The sequence below is a fragment of the Microbulbifer sp. MI-G genome (genome assembly GCF_030440425.1).
Taxonomy (GTDB): Bacteria; Pseudomonadota; Gammaproteobacteria; order Pseudomonadales; family Cellvibrionaceae; genus Microbulbifer; species Microbulbifer spongiae.
On record NZ_CP098023.1, the window covers coordinates 1,772,840 to 1,784,164 of the forward strand.

The window sequence follows — 11,325 nt, forward strand, 5'->3', positions numbered from 1 at the left end:
ATGCGTAAAAACTTAAATGGTGATGGCTGTGTATATCCAGGGGCCTATTCGGCTATCTTTGCCAAGATTGCATGCCGTGAACTCTACACAGCCAAAACGCCAAATATGGAGGCTGGCCTATTGAATGACCGTATGCTCGCATTCTTCACAGATACACCGTTTTCAATATCTTAGGTATTAAAAGTTACTTTCCGAAATAGTTATTAAACAATTTTTAGGTCAGAGTTGATATGAAAGACAAAATTGCGTTGGAAGAGCATATTTCAACAATCGAGAACAATCGTTATTGGGACTCTGAGAGTGAGGGCATACGTAATGGCAAGGAGTATATGGAGTATATAGAAAGGCATTTGCTAGATCCTTTTCTGCGCTTGGATCTTATGGATCAATATGGGATTGAATTGATGATTCTTTCCCTGACGTCACCTGGGGTTCAGTCATTTCTTAATGCAAATGAAGCTACGGAATTTGCAAAGCGTACTAACGATCTTATGGCAAAACAGTTATTAGCTGGTCAATCTCGGTTTATGGGATTTGCGACAGTAGCCTTACAAGATCCTACAGCTGCTGCAGATGAACTTGAACGTGCTGTTACCCAATTAAATATGAAAGGTGCGTTAATTAATGGTTATACCAATGTTGAGGATGATAATACAGGCCAGTATTTAGATGAACCGCCTATTTGGGAGTTTTGGGAGCGCGCCAGCAAGCTTAATGTTCCTATTTATCTTCACCCACGTGAGCCATTACCAACACAAATACGTAACTATGAAAATTACGGATCTTTGATCGGATCTGCGTGGGGTTTTGCTCATGAAACTGCAACTCATGCGATCCGTTTAATGTTAAGTGGTTTATTTGATAAGTATCCACAACTAACTGTGATTCTTGGTCACTTGGGAGAAGGTCTACCTTTTCTTTTGCCTCGGCTACAACACCGTTTACATAAACAGCGTAATGGTGCAGGTCTTGGCCAGGCAACGAAAACGGTAAGTGAATATTTCAGCCAAAATTTCTATATAACGACGAGTGGTCATTTTCATACAAAAGCACTTGTAGATTCCATAGCCGAAATTGGAATAGATAGAGTCATGTTTTCAGTAGATACACCTTATGAGGATGTAGAGGAGGCTGCTACTTGGTTTGATGATGCTGATATTAGCGATAATGATCGGCAAAAAATTGGACGTGAAAATGCTGTTAGACTTTTTTCTCTCTAAGCAGAGCAATTGATCTAACCTTTTCTATTTAGAATTCGGATTTTGAACAGTTTGGCAATTTTATAATGCTCGTGGAGGGTAATGATAGTTGCAGGGCTTCTGGGTGTTATAAAAATATGTAATGATCAATATTAACTCTTGGGTTATCAATGAACTTGAGTTTATGCCCAATGAGACGTCTAACGTTTTTGATCACCATGGGTGATTGCCCTGTCCAATATTCGTGGAACTTGTGCAGAAACAAGTGTGCTATTCGAAGTAGCACAGTACATCCCTAAAGGGAATATATTGGTAATAAATACACTGTCTTTTGAAAAGGGTGAGGCAGTCTGATTTATTATGATTGACAGCCCGCCTGTGGTAGCTGGCGAGAAGTTGTCAGAGCAAATCGGTGTATGCGCGCATTCCGGATGCTTGAGGTACGTCGACAGGATGGGCCGCTTGGCTCGTCAGGACTTGATCACCACCGGGTATGTGTTTCCCCACCTGGCCTCCAACTCTTCCAATGGAGAGTTCCATGCCGTAGGTTTCGGCAAAGGGAGTCCAGTAGTTGAGGCGGAGCGGTTTCAAATTAAGATTCCCTGCTCCGCTGATGAAAACAGTGCAATTCACGCTCTTACCCTTAAGGATAAAAAGCAAAAAACCGGCGCTTCTGGGCGCCGCCATTTTTTGATAAACCACCGAAACCGTCGTACCTGAGTGCTGGATTCTGAAAATATCCAAGCAGGCGTCACCGCGTCTTTGAATTGATCAGAGGTGCGTGCAGTGAATAGTGTGTTTCTCGGTGCCGCTTTTGCCGTGCAACACCAGGTTGAAACTCTGCTCACATGTGGCGCTGAATCGCAGCGCAGCATCGCTGTGTTTGCGGGCTGCGGCGACCAGACTGATCTTATTCCAGCGTCCGCTGGCTGTGCGATAGCGCAGATTTTCAATGCCGTGTCTGCCCAGTTCCCGAGGCCACCAGTGGATGGTATTGTTGGGTGCATCGATGCGGATGCCGATGGCGTATTCGATCAGGTAGGTGATGGGGGCGAGTCCGGACCAGCCGATGAAATCCGGTTTGGCCTTGCGGCCACGGAGGGGTTTTTCCGGGAAGTAGTTTTCCCATGCGGTGCCCGTCTGCTTGTACACCTCAGTAGTGGCATTCAAGTGGTTGAGAGCGATTTCGTGAGCCAGGTCCCTGTGCCCGTATTTTTCCAGCCCCGAGATGACCATGGTATTGGTGGGCGCCCAGACGGCGCCGGCCCAGTAGTCGCCGCTGTAACCCGCTTCATCCTTTGGGTGGGTGGGCACCCGGTGTGCGGTTTTGAAGCTTTTCTCGTCGTTCAGATGCCGGATCAGCCGCTCGACCTGGGTTGCACTGGAAATGCCGCCCAGCATGGGCCAAAAAGCGGCAATGGTGCGCATGGTCATGCGTTTGCCGTTTTTGCCCCAGTCGTAGTAAAAACCGCTCTGTGCATCCCATAGTTTTTTGTTCAGGAATTCACTATAGCGGGCTGCGCGCCGGAGGTAGAAGAGGGCTTCAGAAGGTTTCTCGAGTATGTCTGCCATCTCTGCCAACCAGCGATCAAAGATGGCCATTTGTGCAGAGACATCTACACCTGCCAACAGGGTATCGTTGCGCGGTGAATCATCCATGGCAGCCTTGTCGGTGAGATACAGTCCGGTAGCGGGATGGTAGATCTGCTGGTAACTCTCGCGATAAGCCCGTAATGCCGGATAGATGCGTGCCAGGCGCGTCCGGTCGGCGGTAATGCGGTAGGCACGTAGTTCGGCCCAGGCGAGCATGGGGTGATTCAAGTTACCGGGGGTGCCGGGCTCCGACCAGCCTTTCACACCGAGCCGGCCGTTGCTCTCGCCGATTTCCCGGACGATTTCACCGTTTGGCATCTGAAGGGCATAAAAGTTGTCCAGTCCTTCAATGGCCGGAAACAGATGGTGGGCATAATTACCCCACATGGTGGAAAAACTCATATCCCACAAAAAGATATTTTCGTTAAAGGCCTCGTCGATAAAGTTTTTCACAAGCGGGCTGCCTGTTACTGGTTGGGTGAAATGCCCAAAGCCGATTTCCCAGGCACGGTAATAAAATTCGATATAGTCCGGCCTGCGTGCAAACACGGGGCGGGGTAGCTGATCCCGCACCTGGGAAAATACTGGTAACGGTTTCGGTCTGTAGGGTTCGGTGGGGAAAAAGTGACCACCGTTTTCCAGTCGGGTGCGATAGATCGCCAGGTAGTGATCCAACCCTACTTTGGAAGCGCGTACTGCTGCCAGAGGGCGCATTCCATCGGGGTAGGTTTCCTGTTCAAGGATAATCCAGCGCGTGCCTCCTTTGGAGACATTTGCATGGATAAGCGACAGCCAGTCGATCACATCTTCACCAATAATGGAGCGGGCATTGGGAATATCATCGGGGCAGTGTGCCTTGTAGTGGGTTGTCAGTGTGCGCCCCGGATACTGCATTACCCGGGCTACAGGATCATCCCCGGCGGCAGTTGTCCAGCCCACATCCTGTTGCAGCACGAGCGTGTCGGAGGTATTGGTCGCGATATGATCCCAGAAAGTGGCGTCCCGAAAGGGGGACAGTTCACCCGCGTGGTTGTGGTACCCGAAGCGCAAACCCCGTGCTTCCAGCTGCCGATGAGTGCGATTGAGGTCTGTGACGAGCGCATTGATGCCAACGGTGTCCCAGCCGCGGGTATCCCAGCCGACAATCAGGTATTCGGCACCCAATTCGCGGTAAAAGCCTGCGGTTTGTTCGATGGTGTCTGCAGTGACATCGTTAAAACCAATATGTGCGCCGCTCACCTTCAGGCCCAGCTGATCGAGCAGGCTGCGCAATTCGGGCCCGCGACCGGCATAGGGGCCGAACTCTCCCGCGAACTCCACCGCAGCAAAGCCCATATCAGCCAGTGCTGAAAGGGTACCTTCGAAGTCGCGGTTGAGATCTTCACGCACGGACCAAAGCTGTATACCTATGACGGGCAGATCAGGCGAGCGCAATGTCTCCTTGCTGGGAGGGTTCGCCGCCAGAGTGCCGGTATAGAAAAAAGTCAAAAGACAGAGTGTAATCATTCGCATGGGCTCTTCCTGCAGATAGTTCCGCTGCGGCGGTATGTGCCGGGTACGCTCCTTGGCCCTGCATCACTCTGCAGTTATCAGAAGTTGATGCGGATAACGGCCGCGATGCGACGGTCGTTGATAAACCAGGAGCGATTGAACCTGGTGCCGTCGTCGTTAACCTGCATTTGCGTTTCGGTGACCTGATCCAGAATATTGGTGGCTTCAAGGCCCAGCTTCACATGGTCGTTAACGTTGTAGAAGACAGAGCCGTCCAGCTGGCCACTGTCACCGTTATAGATGGGCAACTTGGTGATCACGTCGCGGGTGGTCAGCAGATACTCGGAGCGCCAGTTCCAGGCCAGCCGTGCACTGACATCAGCGTATTCGTACAGCCCTACCAGGTTGTAGGTGTGTTCGGACATGCCCTGCAATGGCAGGTTTTCAAAAGCGACTGCGACTTCGTTGCCATCATTGGTGCTGATGTTTGGGTTGGGTACACTCTTGGCGTCTACATAGGTGTAGTTGGTCTGAAGACCGAGGCCGCTCCAGGCACCGGGCAGTTGCTCAAAGAACTGCTGATAAGCCAGCTCGAATCCGCGTACAGTGCCGTCGCCGAGATTGACCGGCCCATCCACTTCCACGGTCTTGGTAACGCCGTTGTTGGTCACTGCTCTGGGGAAAGCGCCACTGACAAAGAAATCAGAAATATCCTTGTAGAACAGTGAGGCGGAGAGCGCGCCCACGTCGTTGAAATACCATTCCAGAGACACGTCGTAGTTGTGTGCCGTCATGGGCTTGAGGAAAGGATTGCCGGTACCGGCGCGGTAATCGGAGACCCGCGCGGCGTCGTCAATGCCATCTCCGTCGGTATCCACCTCGGTGACAATGGCGTAAACCCCCATGCTATCGCGCAACATACCCATATCCGGAAAGGCGATCGCCCGGGAGGCCCCAAACCGCATCAGCCATTCATCATTGATCGTGTATTTCACATTCAGGCTGGGCAGCCACTGGGAATGGCTGGCCGCACTGCTGGTCAGGTAGCTGTCGCCGTTGAAGAAGGCGAGGTCATCTGCGGGTAGGGGCAGGCTGGCGTTGATGCTGGAGTAGGAGACGCCACCGGATGTGGTGTAATCCAGGGTGACATAGCGCAGGCCAACATTCCCTGTAAGGGCATCGTCCAGGCTCGTAACCGTTGCCATCACATACGCGGACTGGCGCTCTTCCCTGACCGGGTTGTATTCCGGCTGAGTGAAGATCCCATCCACCAGATCGTTGCGATCTTTCAGACTGTTAAAACCGAAAATACGCCCCAATTCTGAGCGGAATGTGTGGTGATCTGCCAGGAGGTGAGCGCCCGGTGTCAGGATAGTGCCACCTGCAATGCCGGGTGTGTTGCCGCGGAAAAAGTCATTAAAGTGGAAAACATCGTGGGCCGGGGCGGGGTAGGTTCCGGTTCCCGGCTGACCGTCCCAGGGGGTGGAATCGTGAACACCGTTAAAAAACTTCTGGCCGCCGGCCCAGGTTTCCGACAACACCCCCCAATTATAAGTGGACCAGCGGGTAGTCTGTTTCCGCTCCGAGGCACGCAGCCCCCCTTTGAGGGATTGAAACCAACCCCGGTCGATATCGTATTCCATATCCAGTTGCAGCGCTTTTGCTTCTCCTTCACTGTCTTCGATATGATCCATTGCGGCGCGGTAGAAATAATTGGCGGGATCGGTGAAATACGCTGCACTGGATTGTGGTACACCCGCGGGCGCAATAAAGTTCACCTCGGGCAAATCTCCGGAGAAATCCACTTCTACGTCTGCGCGCGTATTACCAAAGATGGACAGGTCCAGCACCTGGGTTTGTGCCTGTACAAACTGGGCATCAAACGCCATCTGAAGTCGGTCGGTGGGGTGCAGTGCCAGATTCAGGGAAAGATCCTCTACCAGTGTGCCTGTTACCGAACGGCGGGCGAAGCTGTTGTAGCGGTCGGCGCCCTGTAGGGTTCCTGAGACGAAACGGTCGTCAGTGTACACACTGTCCGCACTGGGGTTTCCCACAGTGTCGTCTGACTGGAAGGCGTTTTCGTACCAGGTCGTGGATGCATCGGAACGCACATATTCCAGGGTGGCCAGGGTAGTATCGGCCGGATTGGCCCATTGCAAGACCAGGCTGCCGCCGGTGCGGTGACGATCCTGATTTACCATGCGTGCGCCGGCATTGATGGGCACCCAGCGCTCGCCAACGTCGGGAATATCCAGTAATTGAGGTGCACCCTGGCCCACGGAGTTATTGCTGACGCGCAATTCTGAGTCGGCAGCACTGATCAGAAAGCCGAGGCCCCCCACATCGGTTTGCCAGCGGTTACTGTACAGAGCGGAGAAATCCGGCGAGGATTCGCCGCGCATGTCCGTATAGTTCAAGGCTCCACTGAAGGCAATCTGTTGTCCGTCGCTATCGAAAGGCTTGCGGGTTTGCAGATTGATAGTACCGGCGATGCCGCCTTCAATCATGTCTGCCGTCTGATTTTTGTACACAATTACAGACCCCATCAACTCCGGAGGTACATCCTGGAAATTGAGTCCGCTACCGTTGTTGGCAGAGAAACTGTCCCTGCCGTTGAACTCGCTTCGACTCTGAGCCATGCCGCGCAGAGCCGCACCACTGCCTTCTATGGAGAAATGATCCGGGTCTTCCACGGCGGCAAAGCGTTCGATGGAAATGCCGGGCACCCGCTGCAGGGCTTCGAGAACACTTTTGTCCGGCAGGGCATTGATATCCGAAGCGGAGATGGCGTCGGCAACGGTGGCCGCATCCCGTTTGATATCCCGGGCATTTTTCAGTGACCCCCTGACACCCTCTACGGTGACTTCCTCCAAGGGCCCCGCTGTTTGCGTTTCTTGCGCATTGGCACCGAGGGTGGCGGCAGCAATACAGACTGCCAATAGCGTGTGGTTAAAGGAGGTGTCGCTTTTGTTGCTCGAATAATTGGAGCCAGAATCTCTCATCTCACAAATCTCATCAATGACTGTCATTATTGTGTTCGCCCCTCGGGCACCTGGTGAGGCCGGTGCCACTGGACTTTGCGGGCAGCGTACCCACCCTGTCAGATTGGAATCTGTTTTTACCAGGGGGAGCAAGCCTGCCGCTACTTTCTACGATAAGGGGGGCTGAATAAGCGGTAGCAGGGAAGCATCGATCTGACCTGAGGGTGGTTTTGATTTCCGTGTGCCGGAGCGAAGACAACCGGTGGTGTTGGCCCATCCAGTATTGAACAATGTACCGCGACTCATACAAAGCGTTTTTGCACCTGGGGGGTGATGGACTGTGAAAACGCTCTTTTACATCGGCAAATCGCAAAAATACAAATAAGATTGCCCTGCCTATACTGGCTCAAAAGTACGATTTTAGAATGATGCTCAATCAAGCGATTAAACTAACTGTATAGATGGGCGAGCCGCTAGGTTTTCAAGTTTAAATCCCTGCAGCACTTTTGAAAGGCTACCGTTTGTGATGAAAAGAAGGCAAATGCGGAAGTGTCGCGTAAAGGTTCGACAAAAACCCATTTGAAGGAACTTTAGAGTCTGCAATTCGAGTATTTGTATAGTCAACCGACAGTTTTTAATTTTTAATCAAAACAATAATCCCCAGAATTGCACGCACCCGAGCCTGTTGTTGGTCGCCTTTCTGGCATTGCCCGGGCAGTGTCTTTCACACCAGCGGCGCCTGCAGTGGTTTGGGCAGTTATGGCGTTATCCAATTGGCAAGCTAGAGAGCCGCCCTTCCTGTAAAACCCCTGTCAGCTTTTCCGGTCCCGACAGACAACGGCTGCCGGCATGTGCGAGAGTCGATGCTACTGTACTGAAGGTTAGATAATGGCATGGTGAATGACAATAAAAAGAAGACACTTAAGAAGTCGATACCATTTTGATGCCAACAAAAGATAAACGGTCTCTTAGCCAAGTGATTCGTTAAAGAGGGGCGCTGTCGCGTGAAATCCTCTATTAGTCGCAACCCCGGCAGTCAAAGGCGATAACATTGGCCTGTTACGGCCAACTGGGGTTAAACTCTGGCCCCTAAAACTATGACAAGGTACCAATTAGAGGGGTGGCAAATGCGTCAGGCACTGATTGTACTATCCGCAGCCGTGGGTCTGGCGACCCTGGGAGGTTGTGGTGAAAAGGCAGCACAGGAAGGGGTTGCTAAAAATATTGTGAAAGCGGAACACTCTCAAGCTGCAAACGCCCAGCAGGCGGACAATATCCTGTTGGCGGAGTGGGTGGGTCCTTACGGTGGGGTACCCGCGTTCAATAAGATGCGTCTCGAGGATCTCAAACCCGCGATCGAGAAGGGCATTGAGATGAACCTGGCAGAGATCGATGCGATTACTGCCGACCCGGCTGCGCCGACCTTCGCCAATACCATTGTGCCACTGGAGCGTGGCGGTGCCGAGTTGGGGCGTGTGTTCTCCTACTATGGTATCTGGAGTGGCAACCTGTCCTCCCCGGAATTTCGCAAGATCCAGCAGGAATTGGCTCCCCAGTTGGCTGAGTTCGAATCCAAGATCACCCAGAACGCGCAACTGTTCAAGCGTGTTAAGGCGATTTATGACCAGCGCGAATCCATGGATCTGGACGCTGAACAGAAACGCGTTGTCGAGTTGATCTACAACCAGTTTGCCATTAATGGGGCGACCCTGAAAGGTGCATCAAAAGAGCGTTACGCCGAAATCAACCAGCGCCTGGCGGAGCTGTATACCAAGTTTGCCAACAATGTATTGGCGGATGAGGAGGGCTACGATATTTTCCTGAGCAAGGATCAACTTGCTGGTTTGCCCGAGTCCTATATTGCTGCAGCGGCCGCCCTGGCTGAAGAGAAGGGCGAGAAGGGCAAATACGCGATCACCAATACGCGCTCTTCCATGGACCCTTTCCTGACTTATTCCGATAACCGTGCACTGCGTAAGCAGGTATGGACCAACTATTACAGCCGCGGTGATAACGGTGATCTACATGACAATAATGCCATCATTGCCGAAATTCTGAAGCTGCGTGATGAACGGGTCAGCCTGTTGGGCTTTGACAATTATGCCCAATGGCGTTTGCAGGACCGTATGGCCAAATCACCCGAACGCGCTTTGACCCTGATGGAAGCCGTGTGGCCGGCGGCAGTAGCCCGCGTGGAAGAGGAAGTGGCGGATATGCAGGCGGTTGCGGATGCCGAAAAAGCCGGCATTACCATTGAACCCTGGGATTACCGTTACTATGCGGAAAAAGTCCGCAAAGCCAAATACGACCTGGATTCCGATGAAGTGAAACAGTACCTTCAGTTGGACAAGCTGCGCGAAGCCATGTTCTACGTGGCCGGCGAGCTGTTCAATTTCGAGTTTACGCCAGTGGCAGCGGATACCGTACCGGTTTTTCACGAAGATGTGAAAGTCTGGGAAGTAACTGACAAGACCACTGGTGAGCATATCGGGCTCTGGTACCTGGACCCGTTTGCCCGTGCCGGCAAGCGCTCCGGCGCCTGGGCCACCATGTACCGCGATCACTCTACCTTTGACGGCAAAAAGACCGTACTGTCTTCCAACAACTCCAATTTTATCAAAGGGGCGCCCGGCGAGCCGGTGTTGGTGAGCTGGGACGATGCGGAAACCTTCTTCCACGAGTTTGGCCACGCATTGCATTTTCTCGCCTCCAATGTGACATACCCAACCCTCAACAGCGGCGTGCGTGACTATACCGAGTTCCAATCTCAGTTACTGGAGCGCTGGCTGTCTACCGATGCGGTGATCGATAATTATCTGGTGCACTATAAAACCGGAGAGCCGATTCCTGCGGATCTGGTTGCCAAGATCAAAAAGGCAGCCAGGTTTAACCAGGGCTTTGCCACAACGGAGTATCTGGCTTCCGCGCTGATGGATATGAAGCTGCATACGGCCGATCCGGAAGATATGGACCCGGATGTATTCGAACGCGAAACACTGGCAGAGCTGGGCATGCCGAAGGAGCTGGTTATGCGTCACCGCACACCACATTTTGGCCATATCTTTTCCGGTGAGGGCTATTCCGCAGGCTATTACGGCTATATGTGGGCCGACGTCTTGACTTCAGATGCCGCTGAGGCGTTTGCTGAATCCGAGGGGGGATTTTACGACAAGGAAGTGGCCAGCAGGCTGGTGAAGTACCTGTTTGCGCCGCGCAATGCCTTGGACCCCGCCGAGGCCTACCGCGCTTTCCGTGGTCGTGATGCCCATATTGAAGCGCTGATGCGTGATCGCGGCTTTCCGCCACCGGAGAAGAAAGACGCTGCTGCCGCAACCAAAAGCTGATTAACTGATTTATACAGTCACAATAAAAAAGCCGCAGCAGTATCAGCGGCTTTTTTGTCGCGGCCTCTGAAACAGTGATGCTGGCGCACTGATTCTGCCTCAGGGGTAAGCGGGCAGGCTCTGGTGCGCAACTTTGCCGCTTCAGGAGGCGGGATCTTACAGTGGGATACGGATAACAACACCGCCCATGGTCTGCCCGAGTTCAAAGTCATTGCGCGGGCTGTCCACATGATCGTTGTGGCAGCTGATGCAGGCGGGGGAAACACCCACGTCGGCGTACACTGCAGTAAAGTATTCCGTGTCCCCCAGCTTCTCGCGTCCGTAGAAGTTTTTACCGGGATTGTCGATCACATATTGCAGGCCTTGTTTCTCCATTTCGGTGCGCGGCTTGTTCTGTTTGTTGACCGGCCACAGGGATAGGAGGGCGTAGTTGAAACCGGAGTTTCTTTCCGCTACACGCTCCGCCCCCATACGCATCATCTGTGCGGGCAGAGGCAGCAGCTTCTTATCCTGCCAGTGCTCATCAGCATCGAGAATTTTTTCTTCATTTTGCAGACGGTTGACCACCTGGTTGGTGTAGTTGGCCCTGTCTGCTTCGATTACGGCAAAGATGGCATCCGCCATTCGCTCGGGTGCAATTCCCTGATGCTTTTCACAGCCAGTGAGCAGGGCCAGACCGGCGACAAAACAAGCGGCAATACGCATAGTGTTCCCCTC

The 11,325-nt window shown here is 52.7% G+C and carries 6 protein-coding genes; 2 read left to right on the forward strand and 4 right to left on the reverse strand.

What is annotated here, in order from left to right:
- Window positions 1–230: 230 nt before the first annotated feature.
- The gene (locus tag M8T91_RS07605; RefSeq protein WP_301418384.1) at window positions 231–1,220 is read left to right on the forward strand and encodes an amidohydrolase family protein; all 990 of its coding nucleotides are present in this window, start codon (window positions 231–233) and stop codon (window positions 1,218–1,220) included.
- Window positions 1,221–1,598: 378 nt separating this feature from the next.
- Here the strand turns inward: M8T91_RS07605 and M8T91_RS07610 are convergent, their stop codons facing one another.
- From M8T91_RS07610 to M8T91_RS07620, 3 genes are all read right to left on the reverse strand, one after another.
- A complete protein-coding gene (locus tag M8T91_RS07610; protein WP_301418386.1) occupies window positions 1,599–1,943 on the reverse strand; it encodes a hypothetical protein in 345 nt (114 codons plus the stop codon).
- 27 nt (window positions 1,944–1,970) lie between these two features.
- Window positions 1,971–4,304: an MGH1-like glycoside hydrolase domain-containing protein gene (locus tag M8T91_RS07615; protein WP_301418388.1), complete on the reverse strand. Its 2,334-nt coding sequence runs from the start codon at window positions 4,302–4,304 to the stop codon at window positions 1,971–1,973.
- 77 nt (window positions 4,305–4,381) lie between these two features.
- On the reverse strand, window positions 4,382–7,285 hold the full coding sequence (locus M8T91_RS07620; RefSeq protein WP_301418390.1) for a TonB-dependent receptor: 2,904 nt from the start codon (window positions 7,283–7,285) through the stop codon (window positions 4,382–4,384).
- 1,106 nt (window positions 7,286–8,391) lie between these two features.
- On the opposite strand from M8T91_RS07620, the gene M8T91_RS07625 reads away from it, so the two are divergent.
- On the forward strand, window positions 8,392–10,608 hold the full coding sequence (locus tag M8T91_RS07625; RefSeq protein WP_301418392.1) for a M3 family metallopeptidase: 2,217 nt from the start codon (window positions 8,392–8,394) through the stop codon (window positions 10,606–10,608).
- Window positions 10,609–10,764: 156 nt separating this feature from the next.
- On the opposite strand, the gene M8T91_RS07630 is transcribed toward M8T91_RS07625, so the two are convergent.
- Entirely contained in the window at window positions 10,765–11,313 is a 549-nt protein-coding gene (locus tag M8T91_RS07630) for a Tll0287-like domain-containing protein (RefSeq protein WP_301418394.1), read from the reverse strand.
- Window positions 11,314–11,325: the final 12 nt, after the last annotated feature.